The organism is Pseudomonas sp. zfem005 (assembly GCF_032621735.1).
Lineage (GTDB): Bacteria > Pseudomonadota > Gammaproteobacteria > Pseudomonadales > Pseudomonadaceae > Metapseudomonas > Metapseudomonas solani.
In genome coordinates this window covers 97,158-116,599 of sequence record NZ_JAVYJE010000001.1, presented here as the reverse complement: position 1 = coordinate 116,599, position 19,442 = coordinate 97,158, and the positions used below count along the sequence as shown (strand labels likewise).

Genomic DNA, 19,442 nt, shown 5'->3' with positions numbered 1-19,442 from the left:
ATGAGCGAAGAGATTCTGATCAATATCACGCCGATGGAATCGCGCGTGGCGGTGGTGGAAAACGGCGTGCTGCAGGAGGTGCATGTAGAGCGCACCCAGCGTCGTGGCATCGTCGGCAACATCTACAAGGGCAAGGTGGTGCGGGTGCTGCCGGGCATGCAGGCGGCCTTCGTCGATATCGGCCTGGATCGCGCCGCATTCATCCATGCCTCGGAGATTTCCAACCGCGAAGGCAGTGCGGTGGAGAACATCACCGCCCTGGTCCACGAGGGCCAGGCCCTGGTGGTGCAGGTGACCAAGGACCCCATCGGCAGCAAGGGCGCGCGCCTGACCACCCAGCTGTCGATCCCCTCGCGCTACCTGGTGTACATGCCGCGTACCGCCCATGTGGGCATCTCGCTGAAGATCGAAGACGAAGCCGAGCGCGAACGCCTCAAGCAGGTGGTGGCCGATTGCGTCGCCGCCGAAGGCATCGTGGAAACCGGTGGCTTCATCCTGCGCACCGCCGCCGATGGTGCGCGGGCCGAGGAGATCCTCGTCGACATCCGCTACCTGCGCCGGTTGTGGGAGCAGATTTCCTCGCAGATGCAGAGCGCCCCCGCGCCTTCGGTGATCTACGAAGACCTGAGCCTGGCCCTGCGCACCCTGCGTGACCTGGTCCACCCGCGTATCGAGAAGATCCGCATCGACTCCCGCGAGACCTTCCAGAAGGTCACCCAGTTCGTCGACGAGCTGATGCCGGAGATCGCCGACCGCCTGGAGCACTACCCTGGCGAGCGCCCGATCTTCGACCTCTACGGCGTCGAGGACGAGATCCAGAAGGCCCTGGAGCGCAAGGTGCTGCTGAAGTCCGGCGGCTACCTGATCATCGACCCCACCGAGGCGATGACCACCATCGACGTGAACACCGGCGCCTTCGTCGGCCACCGCACGCTCGAAGAGACCATCTTCAAGACCAACCTCGAAGCGGCCACCGCCATCGCCCGCCAGCTGCGCCTGCGCAACCTGGGCGGCATCATCATCATCGACTTCATCGATATGGAGGACGAGGAGCATCAGCGCCAGGTCCTGCGGACGCTGGAGAAGCAGCTGGAACGGGACCACGCCAAGACCAACATCATCGGCATCACCGAACTCGGCCTGGTGCAGATGACCCGCAAGCGCACCCGCGAAAGCCTGATGCAGAACCTCTGCGAGCCCTGCCCGAGCTGCCAGGGCCGCGGCATGCTGAAGACCGCCGAAACCATCTGCTACGAGATCTTCCGCGAAATCCTCCGCGAAGCCCGCGCCTACCAGGCCGAGGGCTATCTGGTGCTGGCCAACCAGAAGGTGGTGGACCGCCTGCTGGACGAGGAGTCGGGCAACGTCGCCGACCTCGAAGCCTTCATCGGGCGCACCATCAAGTTCCAGGTCGAGGGGATGTATTCCCAGGAGCAGTACGATGTCGTGCTGCTCTGAGGGCCTGAACTGATATGGCGCGTCCGGGCCTGTCGTTGGTCACCTTCCTGCGTACCCTGCTGGCGCTCTGCGCACTGGGCCTGGTGCTGGCTGCGCTCTATGTGAGCCTGGGACGGCAACTGGTGCCGCTGGTGGCCGAGTACCGTGCCGAAGTCCAGGAGAAGGCTCGCGAGGCCCTGGGCGAACCCTTGCTGATCGGCAGCCTCGAAGGCCGCTGGCAAGGCATGGGTCCGGTGCTGGTGGCCCATGATGTGATGCTGGGGGAGGGTGACGCGGTTCTGCGCCTGGACCAGGTGCGCGTAGTGCCCGACCTGCTTGGCAGCCTGCTGGCCCGTGCGCCGCGCATCGCCAGCCTGGAAGTCGAGGGCTTGCAGCTGCAGGTGCAGCAGGACGAGGCCGGCAAGTGGACCCTGGCCGGCATGCCCGCCCGTGACGACCAGCAGCCATTCAACCCGCGCAAGCTGATCGATGGCCTCGGGATCGTCAAACGCATTTCCCTGCTCAACAGCCAGGTCACCCTGGAGCCCTGGAAGCAGAAGCCGGTCACCTTCACCTACGTACAGACATCCCTGGGCGGCAGTGCCTCGCGGCAACGCCTGGACGGCCAGCTGACCCTGCCGGACGGCCAGCCACTGAGCCTGCGCCTGCGTACCCGGCTCAACCCCGACGTGGTGCTGGACAGCGACGCCGAGCTCTACCTCAGCCTGCCCCAGAGCGACTGGGCGCGCTGGCTGCCGAAGAGCCTGACCCGTGACTGGCGCATCGAACAGTTCAAGGGCGGTGGCGAACTCTGGGTCGACTGGAAGCGCGGTGCCCTTCAAGGCGCCGTGGCCCGTTTGCACGTCGGCGAACTGCGCGGCAGCTATGCCCAGCGCAAGCCGGTGGCCCTGCAGGACCTGGCGGTGGACGCCTACTTCAACCGCAACGACAAGGGCATGAGCCTGTTGCTGGACTCCCTGGCGGTGAGCGTCGGCGAGCAGCGCTACAGCAATGCCCACATCAAGCTCGAACAGGTGCTGGACAATGGCCAGGGCGAAACCGAGTGGAAGCTCGCCGCCGACCGCCTCGACCTGCAGCCCCTGGTGCCGCTGGTGGAGGGCCTGGTGCCGCTGCCGGACCTGGCCGCCGAGCTGGTCAGCGGCCTCAAGCCCCGGGGTGCCTTGCGCAACCTGCAGATGGTTTATCGGCCCCAGGTGGAGGGCGCCCGGCATATCGGTTTCAGCAGCAACCTGGAGCGCATCTCCTTCAACGCCGTGCACGGCGCGCCGGCAGCCGAGAACGTCAGCGGCAGCATCACCGGCGACCTGGCCGGCGGTGAGCTGCGGATGGATTCCGACGACTTCGCCCTGCACCTTGATCACCTGTTCCCCAAGCCCTGGCGCTACCACGAGGCCCATGCGCGGCTGACCTGGAAGCTGGATGACCAGGGCTTCACCCTGATCAGCCCCTACCTGCAGGTGACCGGTGATGAAGGCAAGGTCGCCGGCGACTTCCTCATCCGCCTGCTGCACGACCCGGCGCAGGAGGATTACATGGACCTGCGCGTCGGCCTGCACGAGGGCGATGCGCGCTACACCGAGAAGTACCTGCCGACCCTGTCCAGCGGCCTCAGCCCGGCCCTGGCCGAATGGCTGAAGACCGCGATCAAGGGTGGCGTGGTGGACGAGGGCTTCTTCCAGTACCAGGGCTCGTTGCAGCACGACTCGCCGCCGGAATCCCGCTCCATCAGCCTGTTCTTCAAGGTCCACGATGCCGAACTGGCCTATCAGCCCGGCTGGCCGGCCCTGCGCGAGGCCCGTGGCGACGTGTTCGTCGAAGACAGCGGCGTGCGCGTGCGCGTGCCCAGCGGGCGCATCCTCGACAGCCGCGTCAGCGATGCCCGCGCCGATGTGCCCCATGTGGAGCATGGCCAGGTGCCGCACCTGCGGGTCAAGGCACAGCTGGACAGCAGCTTCACCGATGGCCTGAAGATCATGCAGGAGGCACCCACACCGGCCGCCGAGGTGATGGCCGGCTGGCAGGGCGATGGCAGCCTGGATGGCAACCTGGACCTGGACATCCCCCTGGAGAAGGCCGGGGGTGAACCCCGGGTCATCGTCGAGCTCACCACCCGTGATGCCCGGTTGAAATTCGCCAAGCCGAGCCTGGAGCTCAGCGCCCTGGCCGGCACCTTCCGCTTCGACACCGCCAGCGGCCTCAGCGCCCAGCAGATCCGGGGCAAGGCCTTCGGTCGCGAGGTGATCGCCAAGGCCATCGCCGAAGGGCGCAACGGCAAGGGGCGCACGCGCATCCAGGCCGGCGGCCAGGCCGCGGTGAAGGACGTCGCCGCCTGGCTGGGGGTGACCCGGCCGCTGCCGATTTCCGGTGATCTCCCCTACAAGCTCGAGCTGGTGCTGGATGGCAAGGACAGCCAGCTGCGCATCGATTCCAGCCTCAAGGGCGCGGCCATCGACCTGCCGGCACCCTTCGGCAAGGCGGCCGGCGAGGTGCGCGACAGCCAGTGGCGCATGACCCTGGACGGCCCCGAACGGCGCTACTGGCTGGACTACGGCGGCCTGGCCAACCTGGCGGTCGCGGCGCCGGCCACGGACTTTTCCCAGGCACGCGGCGAGCTGCTGCTGGGCTCGGGCAGCGCCAGCATGCCGTCGAACCGTGGCATTCGCGTGCGCGGCACCTTGGCTAAGCTGGACCTGGCCGCCTGGCAGGCGGTGCGTGATCGCTACGCCGCCAAGGACGCCGGTGATGCCGTGGGCCTGTTGCAAGGCGCCGACCTGCGCATCGGCCACTTCGATGGCATGGGCATGAGCCTCGAGGACTTCCGGGTCGGCCTGGCCCGGGGTGACGCCCTGTGGAAGGTCGACCTCGACAGCGACCTGCTGCAGGGCAGCGTCAGCCTGCCCGACGCCAAGGGGGCGCCCATCGTGCTCGACCTGGCCCGGGTGCGCCTGCCCAAGCCGCCGGAGGACGACGAGGCGGCGGAAGCCAGCCCCGACCCGCTGAAGGATGTCGACCCCCATGCCGTCCCGGCGCTGGATGTGCGCATCGCCCAGGTGCAGCTTGGCGACGAGCCCCTGGGTGCCTGGGCGTTCAAGGCCCGGCCGACGGCCCAGGGCACCCTGTTCAGTGATCTGGACCTCAACCTCAAGGGGCTGAAGATCACCGGCTCCACCGGGTGGGAAGGCGCCGCCGGTGCCAGCTCCAGCTGGTACAAGGGCCGCCTCGAAGGCAAGAACCTCGCCGATGTGTTGCTGGCCTGGAAGTTCGCACCCACCGCCACCAGCGAGCGCTTCCGCCTGGATGCCGACGGCCGCTGGCCGGGCTCGCCGGCCTGGGTCAGCCTCAAGCGCTTCTCCGGTACCCTCGATGCCAGCCTGCGCAAGGGGCAGTTCGTCGAGGTCGAGGGCAGCGCCCAGGCCCTGCGCGTGTTCGGCCTGCTCAACTTCAACTCCATCGGCCGCCGCCTGCGCCTGGACTTCTCCGACCTGCTCGGCAAGGGCCTGGCCTACGACCGGGTCAAGGGCCTGCTGGTGGGCAGCGAGGGGGTCTTCGTCACCCGTGAGCCCATCGTTCTCGAAGGCCCTTCCAGCGGCCTGGAACTGAAAGGCACCCTGGACATGGCCCATGACGTCATCGATGCCAAGCTGCTGGTGACCCTGCCGGTCACCAACAACCTGCCGCTGGCTGCCTTGATCGTCGGGGCGCCGGCCATCGGTGGCGCGCTGTTCGTGGTGGACAAGCTGCTGGGTGACAAGGTGGCGCGCTTCGCCAGCGTGCAGTACGAGGTGAAGGGGCCGCTGACGGAGCCGAAGATCAGCTTCGACAAGCCGTTCGAGAAGCCCAATTGATTCCGTCAGCCACGCGCTGGAGTAGCATGCGGCGATACCCGCTGTGGAGAATGCCATGACCTTCGCGGTGATCCAGATGGTCAGCCAGGACGATGTCCTGGCCAATCTCGCGACCGCTCGTCGCCTGCTCGAATCCGCTGCCGAGGGCGGCGCGCGCCTCGCCGTACTGCCCGAGAACTTCGCCGCCATGGGGCGCCGCGACTACGCCGCCATCGGCCGTGCCGAGGCGCTTGGCGAAGGCCCGATCCTGCCCTGGTTGAAACAGGTGGCCCGTGACCTCAGGTTATGGGTAGTGGCCGGAACCTTGCCGTTGCCGCCGGACGATGCGCCGGATGCCAAGCCCAATGCCTGTTCGCTGCTGGTGGACGAGCGGGGCGAGCGGGTGGCGCGCTACGACAAGATCCACCTGTTCGATGTCGACGTGGCCGATGCCCGGGGCCGCTACCGTGAATCGGACGACTATGCCTTCGGCGAGCGTGTGGTGCTCGCCGATACGCCGGTGGGCCGATTGGGCCTGACGGTTTGTTATGACCTGCGCTTCCCCGAGCTGTATGGGGCGTTGCGTGAGGCCGGTGCCGAGCTGATCACCGCGCCCTCGGCCTTCACCGCGGTGACCGGCGCGGCGCATTGGCAGGTGCTGGTGCGGGCGCGGGCCATCGAGACCCAGTGCTATGTGCTGGCGGCGGGGCAGGGTGGCGTTCATCCGGGGCCGCGCGAGACTTTCGGCCATTCGGCTATCGTCGATCCATGGGGTCGGGTGATTGCCGAACAGGCCAGCGGCGAGGCGGTGTTGATCGCCCGCCGCGATACGGACGAACAGCTGGCGGTGCGCCAGCGCATGCCGGTGACGGCACACAGAAGATTCTTGACGCCGGCCGCACCCGGGCCGGCGAGAACGGAGAAGTTATGAGCCAATTGTTGTTATCCGTCAGTGACCAGTTGCTGGCACCCGGCGGCCTCACCATCGAGCAGTTGCCGGGCGTGCTGGGCGAAGTCGCCGGCCCGGGCATCGATGCCGCCGACCTGTACTTCCACGGCCAGGTTTCCGAGTCCTGGGTGCTGGAGGACGGCATCGTCAAGGACGGCAGCTTCCACCTCGACCAGGGCGTGGGTGTGCGCGCGCAGTCCGGCGAGAAGACCGGCTTCGCCTACAGCAACGCCATCACCGCCGATGCGCTGGGCCAGGCGGCTCGTGCCGCGCGCTCCATCGCCCGTGCCGGGCAGCAGGGGCGCGTGCAGGCCTTCGCCAGCCCGGACGTCGCCCGGCTCTACGCGCCGGACAGCCCGCTGGACGTGATCGACCGCGCCGAGAAGGTCGAGCTGCTCAAGCGCATCGACGTCGCCACCCGTGCGCTGGACCCGCGCATCAAACAGGTCACCGTAAGCCTGGCGGGTGTCTGGGAACACATCCTGGTCGCCGCCAGCGATGGCAGCCTGGGTGCCGACGTGCGCCCGCTGGTGCGTTTCAACGTCAGCGTCATCGTCGAACAGAACGGTCGCCGCGAGCGCGGTGGCCATGGTGGTGGCGGGCGGACCGACTACCGCTATTTCCTCCAGGAAGACCGCGCCATGGGTTACGCCCGTGAGGCGCTGCGCCAGGCGCTGGTGAACCTGGAAGCCATTCCGGCGCCGGCGGGTACCTTGCCGGTGGTGATGGGCGCGGGCTGGTCCGGCGTGCTGCTGCACGAAGCGGTGGGCCACGGCCTGGAAGGCGATTTCAACCGCAAGGGCAGCTCGGCCTACAGCGGGCGGATCGGCGAGAAGGTCGCCTCCAGCCTTTGCACCATCGTCGACGACGGCACCCTGGCGGGCCGCCGTGGCTCGCTGAGCTTGGACGACGAAGGCACCCCGACCCAGTGCACCACGCTGATCGAGAACGGCGTGCTCAAGGGCTACATGCAGGACAAGCTCAACGCCCGCCTGATGGGCGTGGCGCCCACCGGCAACGGTCGTCGCGAGTCCTACGCGCACCTGCCGATGCCGCGCATGACCAACACCTACATGCTGGCGGGGGAGAGTGACCCGGAAGAGATCATCGCTTCGGTGGAGCGCGGCATCTATTGCGCCAACCTCGGCGGCGGCCAGGTGGACATCACCAGTGGCAAGTTCGTGTTCTCCACCAGCGAGGCTTACCTGATCGAGAACGGCAAGATCACTGCGCCGGTCAAGGGCGCGACCCTGATCGGCAACGGCCCCGAGGCGATGAGCCGGGTTTCCATGGTCGGCAACGACCTGGCGCTGGACAGCGGTGTGGGCACCTGCGGCAAGGATGGGCAATCGGTGCCCGTCGGCGTGGGCCAGCCGACACTGAAGATCGATGCGATAACGGTGGGTGGTACGGGAGCTTGAGGAGGGGCGTTGGGTGCTCGAAGCCGTGTGCTTTCCGGCTTCGAGCTTCCAGCGGCCTTTAACGCAGCCCGCGCTGGGTTTCGTCCAGGTCGCGGATGTATTTGAAGACCTTGCGCGCCGCGGCCGGCGGTTTGTTACGGGCCGCCTCGTGCTGGGCATGACGGATCAGGCTGCGCAGGTGCTGGCGGTCGGTCTCCGGGTATTCGGCGACGAAGGATTCCAGGGTGCTGTCGTCCCCGCCGATGAGGCGGTCGCGCCAGCGCTCCAGGTTGTGGAAGCGCTCGTTGTACTGGCGGGTGGAGGCGTCGAGCTGGTCGACCAGGGTGACGATGGCCTCGATGTCCTGCTCGCGCATGAGCTTGCCGATGTACTGCAGGTGGCGTTTGCGGGCGATGTGGGCCTTGTGCCTAGGCGCTTCGAGCAGGGCCTTCTGCAGCGCGTCGGTCAGCGGCAGCTTGGCGAGGACATCGGGTTTGAGCGTGGTCAGACGTTCACCGAGGTCCTGCAGGGCGTGAAGCTCTTTCTTGACCTGGGTTTTGCTCTTCTCTCCGGAGAAGTCGTCGTCGAGGTATTCAGACATGGGGGCGATCCAGTGGGAAACGCCGCCATGATAACCAGTCGGACGGGGATTGTCCGGCCCGGCTGGCGCCGCAATGGTGCGGTCCGTGGGGTGGTGCGCCGGGTGCGCCCGCCCCGTCGAAAAGGTTTTGTGAACTGGAGTGGCTATGAGTGAAGTAGAAGTGGTCGGCCCGCAGGCCTTGCCCGAGTTGCAGGCACGGGTCGAACGCATCCTCGCCGAAGCCGGTCGCCAGGGTGCGACGGCCTGTGAGGTCGCGGTTTCGGTGGAGCAGGGGTTGTCGACCACGGTGCGCCAGCGCGAGGTGGAGACCGTCGAGTTCAACCGTGATCAGGGCTTCGGCATCACCCTGTACGTGGGGCAGCGCAAGGGTTCGGCCAGCACCTCGGCCACCGGCGATGACGCCATCCGCGAGACGGTGGCCGCCGCGCTGGCCATCGCCAAGCACGCCTCCGAGGACGAGTGCGCCGGCCTGGCCGATCGCGGCCTGATGGCCCGTGACCTGCCGGACCTCGATCTCTACCACCCCTGGGCCATCACCCCCGAACAGGCGGTGGAGCAGGCGCTGGTGTGCGAGGCAGCAGCCTTCGATGCCGACCCGCGCATCAGCAACGCCGATGGCACCACCCTCAGCACCCACCAGGGTTGCCGCGTCTATGGCAACAGCCACGGCTTCATCGGCGGCTACGCCAGCAGCCGGCACAGCCTGAGCTGCGTGATGATCGCCGGTGGCGAAGGGCAGATGCAGCGCGACTACTGGTACGACGTGAACCGCATCGGCACCCAGCTGACCGATGCTCAGGTCATCGGCCGCCGCGCGGCGGAACGCACGGTCAGCCGCCTGGGCGCGCGCCCGGTGCCCACCTGCGAGGTGCCGGTGCTGTTCGCTGCGGAACTGGCCACCGGGCTGTTCAGCAGCTTCCTGTCGGCCATCTCCGGCGGCAATCTCTATCGCAAGTCGTCCTTCCTCGAAGGTGCACTGGGAGAGCGCCTGTTCCCCGAGTGGCTGAGCATCGACGAGCGCCCGCTGATCCCCCGCGCCATGGCCAGCGCCTCTTTCGACAACGACGGGCTGGCGACCTACGCCAAGCCGTTCGTGGAGAAGGGCGAACTGGTCTCCTACATCCTCGGTACCTACTCCGGGCGCAAGCTGGGCCTGCCCAGCACCGCCAACGCCGGGGGCGTGCACAACCTCTTCGTCACCCATGGCCAGGAAGACCAGAAGGCGCTGTTGCGCCGCATGGACCGCGGGCTGTTGGTGACCGAGTTGATGGGCCACGGCCTGAACATGGTCACCGGCGACTACTCCCGTGGTGCGGCCGGTTACTGGGTGGAGAACGGCGAAATCCAGTTCCCCGTCCAGGAAGTCACCATCGCCGGCAACATGAAGGACATGTTCCGCCAGATCCTCGCCGTTGGCAGCGACCTGGAAGTGCGCGGCAACATCCGCACCGGCTCGGTGCTGATCGAGCGCATGACGGTGGCGGGCAGCTGATCGCCCGATCAGCCGCTGCAGTGAAGAACGCGCCCGGGTGGCGCGTTTTTTTATGGGTGTTTTTCCCGCATCGATGGTCCGCCACGCTCGACGACGCGACTTTCATGCGCTCCGGAGATCGGCGCTGTTGGATGTTTTTGCAGCCTATCTGCCAGCCGTTACCGCATGGATTGCATCCGCTGACGTGAGGCGGGGCCGCCTCTGACGCACTTTCACTTTGCAAGTGGAAGTAATGTTTATTATTCTCAAACGCGAATGCTTACTATTTGAGGATTCGCAGTGCGGCCCCGTCTCGACGAACCCCAGGCATGCTCCGATTGGCGCTGGCTTGGCCAGCGTATCCGCTGCGCCCTGGCGCCGGACGACCCGCGCCTGCTGACGCGCTTCCTCAACGATGGCCACGAGTTGGTCGTGCACCACGACCTGCCGGCCTGGCGCATTTTCGAAGGCAGCTTCCAGCTGCTGCTGGACAGCGCCACCGATCGCGCCTTGCCCTGGCACTGGCGCTGCTTGTGCCTCGACCACGCCTATCTACCCCTGCAGTCCCTGCGCCCGCTGGCTCGCGATCCGTTGCGACGCCAGCGTCTGCTCGGGCTGCAGCGGCGCCTGGCGACCCTGCGCCTGGCGCCATCCCTGAGCTACATCGAACCGGAAGAAGGAAATACAGCGTGACTGATACCCGAATCGAACGCGACAGCATGGGCGAACTGGCAGTCCCGGCCAAGGCGCTGTACGGCGCGCAGACCCAGCGGGCGGTGAACAACTTCCCGGTCTCCGGCCAGCGCATGCCGGCAGCTTTCATTCGTGCACTGATCCTCGCCAAGGCTGCTGCCGCACGGGCCAACGTCGACCTGGAGCAGATCAGCCCGGCCATGGGCGACGCCATCGTCAGCGCCTGCCAGGAGCTGCTGGCGGGCGACTTCATGACGCACTTCCCGGTGGACGTGTTCCAGACCGGCTCCGGCACCAGCTCGAACATGAACGCCAACGAGGTGATCGCCACCCTGGCCAGCCGCCTGCTGGCGGAGAAGGTCAACCCCAACGACCACGTCAACTGTGGGCAGAGCAGCAACGACATCATCCCGTCGAGCATCCATGCCAGTGCGGCCATCGAGGTGAGCGAGCAACTGCTGCCCGCCCTCGGCCACCTGCTCAAGGTGCTCTGCGAGAAGTCCCTGGAAGTGCGCCCCTATGTGAAGACCGGCCGCACCCACCTGATGGACGCCATGCCGGTGCGCATGAGCCAGGTGCTGGACGGTTGGGCCCAGCAGGTGCAGAGCAATATCGAGCACCTGCGTGCGCTGATGCCGAGCCTGCAGCAACTGGCCCAGGGCGGCACCGCTGTCGGCACCGGGATCAATGCCCACCCACGCTTCGCCGAGCGTTTCTGCGTGGAGCTGAACCTGCTCACCGGCCTGCAGTTCACCCCGGGCAACAACTTCTTCGCCCTGATCGGCTCCCAGGACACCGCCGTGGCCCTGTCCGGCCAGCTGAAAACGGTGGCGGTGACCCTGATGAAGATCGCCAACGACCTGCGCTGGATGAACTCCGGCCCTCTGGCCGGCCTGGCCGAGATCGAGCTGGAGGCCCTGCAGCCGGGCTCCTCGATCATGCCGGGCAAGGTCAACCCGGTGATCCCCGAGGCCACGGCGATGGTCGCCGCCCAGGTGATCGGCAATGACGCGGCCATCACCGTTGCCGGCCAGTCGGGCAACTTCGAGCTGAACGTGATGCTGCCGGTGATCGCCCACAACCTGTTGAACAGCGTCCAGCTGCTGTCGAGCAGCAGCCTGCTGCTGGCCGATCGCGCGGTGGCGAGCTTCAAGGTCAACCAGCCGAAGCTGAACGAAGCGCTGTCGCGCAACCCGATTCTGGTCACCGCGCTGAACCCCATCATCGGCTACCTCAAGGCCGCCGAGATCGCCAAGCAGGCGTACCGCGAAGGGCGCCCGGTGATCGATGTGGCTGAGGAAAACACCGAGCTGAGCCGCGCGGAGCTGGAGAAGCTGCTTGACCCGGAAAAACTCACCGAGGGCGGCCTCTAGCCGCGACACCGGGTGCCGCCACGGCGGCACCCTTCGCCCACCCGGAGGTGGCCGATGGAGTACTGGAAACGAACCATCGAGGCTGGCAACCGCAGCTTCCACAGCGGTGACTGGATCGAGGCGCGGGAGCTTTACCTGCAGGCCCTGGCCCAGGCGCAGATGCTGCTGGAGCGGTGGCCGGATGCGGACCAGGCGGTTGCCGCGTTCGTGGTCTCCCACCACAACCTGGCCGACCTGCACCTGATGCTCGGCCAGCCGGAGGAGACGGCGGAGAACCTCTGCACCTGCCACGAGCGCCTGTTGCAGGTGCTGCGTGACACCAGCCTGCCCGAATCCCTGCGCGACGTTGCCCTGCGCCATAGCCGCTGCACCTACAGCAGCCTGTTGCAGTTCATCCAGGAGCACGGCGCCTATCCCCGTACCGATCGCCTGCTCGGCATCGTGCCTGGCCATTCTTCGCGAGCACTGCCGAGCACCTCCGGCAGCCGCTACTACCATTGAACAAGGAACCGACCATGACCTACAGCCTGCCCGTCCTCACCTACGCCTACGACGCCCTGGAACCGCACATCGATGCGCAGACCATGGAAATCCACCACAGCAAGCACCACCAGACCTACATCAACAACCTCAATGCAGCCCTGGAGGGCAACCCCCTCGGCCAGCTGCCGGTGGAGTCGTTGCTGCAGCGCCTGGCGGAAGTACCCGAGCAACTGCGCGGCGCGGTGATCAACAACGGCGGCGGGCACGCCAACCATTCGCTGTTCTGGACCGTGATGTCGCCCACCGGTGGCGGTGAGCCCCATGGCACCGTGCGTGCGGCCATCGAGGCGGAGCTGGGCGGCTTCGCGGCCTTCAAGGAGGCCTTCACCAAGGCGGCGCTGACCCGCTTCGGCAGCGGCTGGGCCTGGCTCAGCGTGACGCCGGACAAGCGCCTGGTGGTGGAGAGCAGCGGTAACCAGGACAGCCCGCTGATGAATGGCAACGTGCCGATCCTCGGGCTGGACGTGTGGGAGCATGCCTATTACCTGCGCTACCAGAACCGTCGTCCCGAATACATCGGCGCTTTCTACAATGTCATCGACTGGGCCGAAGTGGACCGTCGATACCGAGAGGCGATGGCCTGATGCCTGAGCCCGACTTGCACAGCCTGGGCGCCGACGGGCGCCTGCACCCGCCCAGCCGGGGTCCCATGTCCTCTCTATTACCCAGCGGGCTTTCCCTGCGCCAGGTTCTTGGCCTCTGCGTGATGCTCGTCGGCAGCCTGCTGTTGTCCTGGCAGGCGGTACTGGCTGCCGAGCGTGCGCTGGAGCCCCATCTCTGGCATGCGCTGAAGTCGGGCACGCTGTGTGCGTTGGGCACGGCCGTCGGCACCTTGCCGGTGCTGTTCATGCGCAGCATCTCGGCACGCACCTCCGACACCCTGCTGGGCTTCGGTGCCGGTGTGATGCTGGCGGCGACGGTGTTCTCGCTGTTGATCCCCGGGCTGGATGCAGCCGGTCAGTTGGGCTTTTCCAAATGGTCGGCAGGCTTCCTGATGAGCCTCGGCCTGTTGCTGGGGGCCAGTGCGCTGTTCGGACTTGGCAGGCTGCTGCCGGAGCGGCAGCTCGAGGTGGATGCGCGTACCGACCGCCTGGTGCTGGCACCACGCATCCTGCTGTTCGTCATTGCCATCGTTCTGCACAACATCCCGGAAGGCATGGCGGTGGGCGTGGCGGCGGGCGCCGGGTTGGCGGGCGCGGACAGCCTGGCATTGGGCATCGCACTGCAGGACCTGCCGGAGGGGCTGATCATTTCCCTGGTGTTGGCGGGGGCGGGCATGTCCCGGGGCAAGGCGATGCTGATCGGCGCGGCGTCCGGGCTGGTGGAGCCGCTGTTCGCGTTGCTTTGTGCGTTGCTGGTGCAGGTGTCGGCGTTGCTGTTGCCCTGGGGCCTGGCCCTGGCGGCGGGGGCGATGCTCTTCGCGGTGACCCACGAAATCATCCCGGAATGCCATCGCAAGGGGCACGAGACCGCAGCGAGCCTGGGGTTGGCCGCAGGCTTCTGCCTGATGATGGTGCTGGATACGGCGCTGGCCTGATCGGCCGGTGCTCATGTCGCGACGCAGGGAAGGCGTCGCGTGGGTGGTTCGGTGTTTCAGCTCTTCCGGGCCCGGTATCTGTACCGGGCTTTCCGTCACTCGCCTTCGTCAAACCTATTGTTGATCAACTCGATCAGTGCGTTGAGCGCATCGTCGTCCTGCTCGCCTTCGGTGTGCAGGTGGATGTTGGTGCCCTTGCCGGCGGCGAGCATCATCACGGCCATGATGCTTTTGCCGTCCACCAGGCTTTCCGGGGTGCGGCCTACGCGGATCTGGCAGGGGTAGCGCCCGGCGACACCGACGAACTTGGCCGCAGCGCGGGCATGCAGCCCCAGTTTGTTGATGATGGTGATTTCACAGGCTGGCATCGCGGCGGGGATCCTTTAACTGAGGTCGCGGTGGCGAACCTGGACGTTCTTCAGGTTGGGTTTGAGTGCCTGGCCGAGGCGTTCGGCGAGGTAAACGGAACGGTGGTGACCGCCGGTGCAGCCGATGGCGACAGTGACATAGGCGCGGTTGCTGGCGGCGAAGCGCGGCAGCCATTTGTTCAGGTAGCCGAGGATGTCCTGGTACATCTCCTCGACATCCGGTTGCGCGGCCAGGTACTCGGCGACATTGGCGTCGAGGCCGGAGTTATCGCGCAGCTCAGGCTTCCAGTAGGGATTGGGCAGGCAGCGCACGTCGAACACCAGGTCCGCATCCACCGGCATGCCCCGCTTGAAGCCGAAGGATTCGACGAGGAAGGCGGTTCCCGGCTCGGGCTTGTTCAGCAGGCGCAGCTTGATGCTGTCGCGCAGCTGGTACAGGTTGAGGTGGGTGGTGTCGATCTTCAGGTCGGCGAGGTCGGCGATGGGGGCGAGCAACGAGGCTTCGTCGAGGATGGCCTCGGCGAGGGAGCGGTCTTCGTTGGTCAGCGGGTGGCGCCGACGGGTTTCCGAGAAGCGCTTGAGCAGCGTTTCGTCATCCGCGTCCAGGTACAGCACATCGCAGTGGATGTGGCGGGCGCGGGCCTCTTCGAGGAGTTCGGGAAAGCGCTTGAGCTGGCTGGGCAGGTTGCGCGCGTCGATGGAGACGGCGACCTGGGGGTGCAGCAGCTCGGTCTGCAGCAGCGCGCGCTCGGCCAGTTCGGGGAGCAGGCCGGCGGGCAGGTTGTCGATGCAGTAGAAGCCATTGTCCTCGAGAACGTCGAGGGCGGTGCTCTTGCCTGAGCCTGAACGGCCGCTGACGATGATCAGGCGCATGGCAAGGTCCTAGCGTCCGTTCTGGACGTCCACTACCACCTGGTACAGGCTGTCGCTGCTCTGCGTCTGGCGCAGGCGGTCACGCACCTCGGTGCGGTCCAGCATGCTGGCGATCTGGCGGAGCAATTCCAGGTGTTCGTCGGTGGCGGCTTCGGGGACCAGGAGTACGAACAGCAGGTCCACCGGAGCGCCGTCGATGGCGTCGAAGTCCACGGGGGCGTCTAGGCGCAGCACGGCGCTGATGGGCGCGGTGCAGCCGGGAAGCCGGCAATGGGGGATGGCGATACCGTTGCCGAATCCTGTCGAGCCGAGTTTCTCCCGGGCGACCAGGCTTTCGAAGATATCTTGCGAGTCGAGGTCGGGAAGTTCGCGAGCAACCAGGTTGGCGATCTGTTCCAGGACACGTTTTTTGCTGCCGCCCGGCACGTTCACGAGGGAACGGCCGGGGGTCAGGATTTGCTCAAGTCGGATCATAGGAAGGGGAATGTCAGCGGGCGGTGGCGCCCTGCTGGCGGTTCAGCTGCTTTTCCTTGTGTTTGATCAGTTGACGGTCGAGTTTGTCGGTGAGCAGGTCGATGGCCGCGTACATATCTTCATGCTCCGCATTGGCTACGACCTCACCACCGGCGATGTGCAGGGTGGCTTCGATCTTCTGCTTCAGTTTCTCCACCTGCATGATCACCTGCACATTGGTGATTTTGTCGAAGTGGCGCTCCAGTTTGTCGAACTTCTCGACAACGTAGTCGCGCAGGGCGTCGGTCACATCCAGTTGATGTCCACTGATGTTGACTTGCATACCGCTTTCTCCTTATTGCCCGTGTGTAAGAGACAGGCTAACGGGCCTGCCACCGGAACACTTTGGCGTGGATCAATCCGCGTCACATCAGTCGCTTGCGTTCGCTGGAAGGCGCTATCCCGAGGGATTCCCGGTACTTGGCGACTGTGCGGCGGGCCACTTGGATACCCTGTGCTTCCAGTAAACCAGCGATCTTGCTGTCGCTCAACGGCTTTTTGGCATTTTCCGCAGCGACCAGTTTTTTGATGATCGCGCGGATGGCGGTAGACGAGCATTCACCGCCTTCGGAGGTGCTGACGTGGCTGGAGAAGAAGTATTTCAGTTCGTATATGCCACGCGGGGTGTGCATGAACTTCTGGGTGGTGACGCGTGAGATGGTCGACTCGTGCATGCCCACCGCCTCGGCGATGTCATGCAGGACGAGGGGCTTCATCGCCTCGTCGCCGTACTCGAGGAAACCGCGCTGGTGCTCGACGATCTGGGTGGCGACCTTCATCAGCGTTTCGTTGCGGCTCTGCAGGCTCTTGATGAACCAGCGGGCTTCCTGCAGCTGATTGCGCATGAAGGTGTTGTCGGCGCTGGAGTCGGCACGGCGGACGAAGCCGGCGTAATGCGGATTGACGCGCAGGCGCGGGACGGCTTCCTGGTTCAGTTCTACCAGCCAGCGTTCATTGTGCTTGCGCACGATGACGTCCGGTACGACGTACTCGGGTTCGCTGGCTTCGATCTGCGAGCCGGGGCGGGGGTTGAGGCCCTGGATCAGCTCGATCACCTGGCGCAGCTCGTCTTCCTTGAGCTTCATGCGGCGCATGAGCTGGCTGTAGTCGCGGCTGCCGAGAACATCGAGATAGTCGCCTGCCAGTCGCTGCGCTTCGCTCAGCCAGGGGGTCTTGGCGGGCAGTTGGCGCAGTTGCAGGAGCAGGCACTCGCGCAGGTCGCGGGCGCCGACGCCAGCGGGCTCGAATTGCTGTATGCGGTGCAGGACGACTTCCACCTCGTCGAGTTCGATCTCGAGCTCGGGGTCGAAGGCTTCCACGACTTCCTCGAGGGTTTCCTCCAGGTAGCCGTCATTGTTGATGCAGTCGATCAGGGTGACGCCGATCAGGCGATCGGTATCGGACATGGGGGCCAGGTTCAGCTGCCACAGCAGGTGGCTTTGCAGGCTCTCGCCCACCGAGGTGCGGGAGGTGAAGTCCCACTCGTCGTCATCGGAACTGGGGAGGCTGCTGGCGCTGGTCTGGTAGACGTCTTCCCAGGCGGTGTCGACGGGCAGTTCGCTGGGGATGCGTTCGTGCCATTCGCCGTCTTCGAGGCTTTCGCTCTCCGAAGTGGGGACGCTGGATTCCTGGAAGGTGGATTCCTGGCTGGCGGAGTTGGGCAGTTGCTCGCTTTCTGCCATGGGGTCGGAGTTGTCGAAGTCTTCTCCTTCCTCCTGGCGTTCGAGCATGGGATTGGACTCCAGTGCCTCCTGGATTTCCTGTTGCAGATCCAGGGTGGACAGTTGGAGGAGGCGAATGGCCTGTTGCAGCTGCGGAGTCATCGTCAGCTGCTGGCCCATCTTCAGGACTAGCGATGGTTTCATGGCAGAGGGCTTAGCACCTTATTCGCCGGCGCACATGCGCCATCCACTACAGGGCGCCGAGGCGCCACCAGGAAGCAAATTATATGCCTGACCTTGAATGATTTTTCTACTGCCCGCAACATTTTGCGCGCAGGGCTGGTCCGTCAGAGGCGGAATTCGTGCCCCAGGTAGACTTCCTTGACCAGTTGGTTGGCCAGGATCTCTTCTGCACTGCCTTCGGCGATGAGCTGGCCATCATTCACGATGTAGGCGGTTTCACAGATATCCAGCGTCTCGCGGACGTTGTGGTCGGTGATCAGCACGCCGATCCCCTTGGCCTTGAGATGATGGATGATCTGTTTGATGTCGCCCACGGAAATCGGGTCGACACCGGCAAAGGGTTCGTCGAGCAGGATGAACTTGGGGGCAGTGGCCAGGGCGCGGGCGATTTCCACGCGACGACGCTCACCACCGGACAGGCTCATGCCGATGCTGTCGCGGATGTGGCTGATGTGGAATTCCTGCAGCAGGCTCTCCAGCTCGCGATGGCGGCCGGCGCGGTCGAGCTCCTTGCGGGTCTCGAGGATGGCCATGATGTTGTCGGCCACGCTGAGCTTGCGGAAGATCGAGGCTTCCTGGGGCAGGTAGCCGATACCGGCGCGGGCGCGACCGTGCATGGGCTGGTGGGTGACATCCTGCTGGTCGATGAGCACACGCCCCTGATCGGCCTTCACCAGGCCCACGATCATGTAGAAGCAGGTGGTCTTGCCGGCACCGTTGGGGCCGAGCAGGCCGACGATCTGGCCGCTGTCGATGGACAGGCTGACATCACGAACGACCTGGCGGCTCTTGTAGCTCTTCGCCAGGTGCTGGGCTTTGAGGGTCGCCATTACTCTGCTTGTCCCGCTTGCTGCTCTTTCTTCTTCGGCTGGATGACCATGTCGATGCGCGGACGCGGAGTGCCGACGTTGGTGCCCGTGGCGCGGCCTGCATTGACGATCTGGCGCTGGGTGTCGTAGACGATCTTCTCGCCTTCGAAGGTGTTGCCTTCCTGGATCACCTTGGCCTGGTCGATCAGCACGATGCGCTCGTTGGCAGCGAAGTACTGGATGGTCATGCCGTAGGCCTTGACGATCTGCTTGTCCACCGCAGGCTTCTGCTCGTAGTAGGCAGGTTTGCCGACCGAGGTGAAGACTTCCAGCTCGCCCTGGGCGTTCTGGGTGATGGTCACGGTGTCGCCGGTGATCTTCAGGGTGCCCTGAGTGATGACCACGTCGCCGCGATAGACCGCCACGCCCTGCTTGTCATCGAGTTCGGCGCTGTCCGCCTGGACGCGGATCGGCTGATCGCGGTCGCTGGGCAGCGCCCAGGCGCTGGCACTTCCGAGTGCGGCACCCAGGCTGAGCAGTAGGGGGAGGGTTTTAACGAACCTCATGCTGGCCTCTTACGTTGGACTGCAGGATCATCCTGCTGTCATTCAAGTACGCTTTCATTCCTTGTGCCGTGGTAACCCCGTTGGCGGCGTCGATTCTAACGGCTTGCTGGGTTTCCGCATATTCCCTGTCCGGGAACACGGTCAGGCGGCTGGTGGTGAGAATGGTTGGTCGGCCCTTGGCGTCGGTGCGCTCCACGCGGACCTTGTCGATCAGCTCCACCTGTTCACCTTCTGGGCCGACTTCGCCTCGCTCGCTCTGTACGTGCCACGGGAACTCGGTGCCGCGGTAGAGCTGCAGGTCGGGATTGGTCAGCAGGGTGGTGTCGCTCGATTTGACGTGTTCGAGCTTGGCAGCGGTCATCTCGTAGTGACGCTTGCCGTCTTCCTGATATTGCACGCTGGTGGCATTGACCACATAGAAGTCGATGGCGTTCTCGTCTGCGGGGGCAGTTGTCTGGCGCTCCATGAAGCTTTCCGGGCGAATGTTCCAGTAGCCCAGGGCGATCAGCAGGGCGGCGACCGGAATCAGGATCAGGGCGAGGCGGAAGTTCTTCGACATG

Annotated in this window: 19 protein-coding genes; 10 read left to right on the top strand and 9 right to left on the bottom strand. The window is 65.6% G+C overall.

What is annotated here, in order from left to right:
• Genes rng through tldD form a run of 4 tightly spaced genes read left to right on the top strand, consistent with a single transcriptional unit; the run spans position 1 to position 7,652 of the window.
• Positions 1-1,458: a ribonuclease G gene (gene rng / locus RTW82_RS00550; protein ID WP_021217769.1), complete on the top strand. Its 1,458-nt coding sequence runs from the start codon at positions 1-3 to the stop codon at positions 1,456-1,458.
• A gap of 14 nt (positions 1,459-1,472) precedes the next feature.
• Complete coding sequence (locus RTW82_RS00545; protein ID WP_316923959.1) at positions 1,473-5,303, top strand: YhdP family protein; 3,831 nt, start codon at positions 1,473-1,475, stop codon at positions 5,301-5,303.
• Positions 5,304-5,358: 55 nt separating this feature from the next.
• Positions 5,359-6,213: a carbon-nitrogen hydrolase family protein gene (locus RTW82_RS00540; protein ID WP_316923958.1), complete on the top strand. Its 855-nt coding sequence runs from the start codon at positions 5,359-5,361 to the stop codon at positions 6,211-6,213.
• Entirely contained in the window at positions 6,210-7,652 is a 1,443-nt protein-coding gene (gene tldD / locus RTW82_RS00535) for a metalloprotease TldD (protein ID WP_021217772.1), read from the top strand. Before RTW82_RS00540 ends, tldD begins: the two co-directional genes overlap by 4 nt.
• A 58-nt stretch (positions 7,653-7,710) precedes the next feature.
• Here the strand turns inward: tldD and yjgA are convergent, their stop codons facing one another.
• On the bottom strand, positions 7,711-8,232 hold the full coding sequence (yjgA, locus tag RTW82_RS00530; protein ID WP_043246893.1) for a ribosome biogenesis factor YjgA: 522 nt from the start codon (positions 8,230-8,232) through the stop codon (positions 7,711-7,713).
• Between the two features lie 145 nt (positions 8,233-8,377).
• On the opposite strand from yjgA, the gene pmbA reads away from it, so the two are divergent.
• The 6 genes from pmbA to RTW82_RS00500 all read left to right on the top strand — a co-directional run bounded on the left by pmbA (position 8,378) and on the right by RTW82_RS00500 (position 13,849).
• Entirely contained in the window at positions 8,378-9,724 is a 1,347-nt protein-coding gene (gene pmbA, locus RTW82_RS00525; protein WP_021217774.1) for a metalloprotease PmbA, read from the top strand.
• 279 nt (positions 9,725-10,003) lie between these two features.
• Entirely contained in the window at positions 10,004-10,396 is a 393-nt protein-coding gene (locus RTW82_RS00520) for a FagA protein (RefSeq protein ID WP_271660113.1), read from the top strand.
• Complete coding sequence (fumC, locus tag RTW82_RS00515) at positions 10,393-11,769, top strand: class II fumarate hydratase FumC (protein ID WP_271660114.1); 1,377 nt, start codon at positions 10,393-10,395, stop codon at positions 11,767-11,769. The genes RTW82_RS00520 and fumC overlap by 4 nt, the downstream gene beginning before the upstream one ends.
• Positions 11,770-11,823: 54 nt before the next feature.
• Positions 11,824-12,270, top strand: a complete 447-nt coding sequence (locus RTW82_RS00510; protein ID WP_316923957.1) for a tetratricopeptide repeat protein — start codon at positions 11,824-11,826, stop codon at positions 12,268-12,270.
• A gap of 14 nt (positions 12,271-12,284) precedes the next feature.
• Positions 12,285-12,896, top strand: a complete 612-nt coding sequence (locus tag RTW82_RS00505) for a superoxide dismutase (RefSeq protein ID WP_263400544.1) — start codon at positions 12,285-12,287, stop codon at positions 12,894-12,896.
• 65 nt (positions 12,897-12,961) lie between these two features.
• Positions 12,962-13,849 carry a ZIP family metal transporter gene (locus RTW82_RS00500; RefSeq protein ID WP_316924332.1) on the top strand — a complete coding sequence of 296 codons (888 nt, stop codon included), beginning with the start codon at positions 12,962-12,964 and terminating at the stop codon, positions 13,847-13,849.
• A gap of 95 nt (positions 13,850-13,944) precedes the next feature.
• On the opposite strand, the gene RTW82_RS00495 is transcribed toward RTW82_RS00500, so the two are convergent.
• The 8 genes from RTW82_RS00495 to lptC all read right to left on the bottom strand — a co-directional run bounded on the left by RTW82_RS00495 (position 13,945) and on the right by lptC (position 19,441).
• On the bottom strand, positions 13,945-14,217 hold the full coding sequence (locus RTW82_RS00495) for an HPr family phosphocarrier protein (RefSeq protein WP_263400543.1): 273 nt from the start codon (positions 14,215-14,217) through the stop codon (positions 13,945-13,947).
• Between the two features lie 15 nt (positions 14,218-14,232).
• Positions 14,233-15,090, bottom strand: a complete 858-nt coding sequence (rapZ, locus tag RTW82_RS00490) for an RNase adapter RapZ (RefSeq protein WP_021217830.1) — start codon at positions 15,088-15,090, stop codon at positions 14,233-14,235.
• A gap of 9 nt (positions 15,091-15,099) precedes the next feature.
• Complete coding sequence (gene ptsN / locus RTW82_RS00485; RefSeq protein WP_021217831.1) at positions 15,100-15,564, bottom strand: PTS IIA-like nitrogen regulatory protein PtsN; 465 nt, start codon at positions 15,562-15,564, stop codon at positions 15,100-15,102.
• A 13-nt stretch (positions 15,565-15,577) separates the two neighbouring features.
• The gene (hpf, locus tag RTW82_RS00480; RefSeq protein WP_263400541.1) at positions 15,578-15,886 is read right to left on the bottom strand and encodes a ribosome hibernation-promoting factor, HPF/YfiA family; all 309 of its coding nucleotides are present in this window, start codon (positions 15,884-15,886) and stop codon (positions 15,578-15,580) included.
• An 82-nt stretch (positions 15,887-15,968) separates the two neighbouring features.
• A complete protein-coding gene (locus RTW82_RS00475) occupies positions 15,969-17,468 on the bottom strand; it encodes an RNA polymerase factor sigma-54 (protein ID WP_316923956.1) in 1,500 nt (499 codons plus the stop codon).
• Between the two features lie 143 nt (positions 17,469-17,611).
• A complete protein-coding gene (lptB, locus tag RTW82_RS00470) occupies positions 17,612-18,337 on the bottom strand; it encodes an LPS export ABC transporter ATP-binding protein (protein WP_021217834.1) in 726 nt (241 codons plus the stop codon).
• Positions 18,337-18,882: a lipopolysaccharide transport periplasmic protein LptA gene (gene lptA, locus RTW82_RS00465; protein ID WP_021217835.1), complete on the bottom strand. Its 546-nt coding sequence runs from the start codon at positions 18,880-18,882 to the stop codon at positions 18,337-18,339. Before lptA ends, lptB begins: the two co-directional genes overlap by 1 nt.
• Positions 18,869-19,441: an LPS export ABC transporter periplasmic protein LptC gene (lptC, locus tag RTW82_RS00460; protein ID WP_043241479.1), complete on the bottom strand. Its 573-nt coding sequence runs from the start codon at positions 19,439-19,441 to the stop codon at positions 18,869-18,871. Before lptC ends, lptA begins: the two co-directional genes overlap by 14 nt.
• Position 19,442 lies beyond the last annotated feature (1 nt).

Excerpts from the sequence above, each read along its gene's own strand:
- rng (WP_021217769.1), top strand. The coding sequence starts at position 1 with ATGAGCGAAGAGATTCTGATCAATATCACGCCGATGGAATCGCGCGTG.
- RTW82_RS00545 (WP_316923959.1), top strand. The coding sequence starts at position 1,473 with ATGGCGCGTCCGGGCCTGTCGTTGGTCACCTTCCTGCGTACCCTGCTG.
- RTW82_RS00540 (WP_316923958.1), top strand. The coding sequence starts at position 5,359 with ATGACCTTCGCGGTGATCCAGATGGTCAGCCAGGACGATGTCCTGGCC.
- tldD (WP_021217772.1), top strand. The coding sequence starts at position 6,210 with ATGAGCCAATTGTTGTTATCCGTCAGTGACCAGTTGCTGGCACCCGGC.
- yjgA (WP_043246893.1), bottom strand. The coding sequence starts at position 8,232 with ATGTCTGAATACCTCGACGACGACTTCTCCGGAGAGAAGAGCAAAACC.
- pmbA (WP_021217774.1), top strand. The coding sequence starts at position 8,378 with ATGAGTGAAGTAGAAGTGGTCGGCCCGCAGGCCTTGCCCGAGTTGCAG.
- RTW82_RS00510 (WP_316923957.1), top strand. The coding sequence starts at position 11,824 with ATGGAGTACTGGAAACGAACCATCGAGGCTGGCAACCGCAGCTTCCAC.
- RTW82_RS00505 (WP_263400544.1), top strand. The coding sequence starts at position 12,285 with ATGACCTACAGCCTGCCCGTCCTCACCTACGCCTACGACGCCCTGGAA.
- RTW82_RS00500 (WP_316924332.1), top strand. The coding sequence starts at position 12,962 with ATGTCCTCTCTATTACCCAGCGGGCTTTCCCTGCGCCAGGTTCTTGGC.
- RTW82_RS00495 (WP_263400543.1), bottom strand. The coding sequence starts at position 14,217 with ATGCCAGCCTGTGAAATCACCATCATCAACAAACTGGGGCTGCATGCC.
- rapZ (WP_021217830.1), bottom strand. The coding sequence starts at position 15,090 with ATGCGCCTGATCATCGTCAGCGGCCGTTCAGGCTCAGGCAAGAGCACC.
- ptsN (WP_021217831.1), bottom strand. The coding sequence starts at position 15,564 with ATGATCCGACTTGAGCAAATCCTGACCCCCGGCCGTTCCCTCGTGAAC.
- hpf (WP_263400541.1), bottom strand. The coding sequence starts at position 15,886 with ATGCAAGTCAACATCAGTGGACATCAACTGGATGTGACCGACGCCCTG.
- RTW82_RS00475 (WP_316923956.1), bottom strand. The coding sequence starts at position 17,468 with ATGAAACCATCGCTAGTCCTGAAGATGGGCCAGCAGCTGACGATGACT.
- lptB (WP_021217834.1), bottom strand. The coding sequence starts at position 18,337 with ATGGCGACCCTCAAAGCCCAGCACCTGGCGAAGAGCTACAAGAGCCGC.
- lptA (WP_021217835.1), bottom strand. The coding sequence starts at position 18,882 with ATGAGGTTCGTTAAAACCCTCCCCCTACTGCTCAGCCTGGGTGCCGCA.
- lptC (WP_043241479.1), bottom strand. The coding sequence starts at position 19,441 with ATGTCGAAGAACTTCCGCCTCGCCCTGATCCTGATTCCGGTCGCCGCC.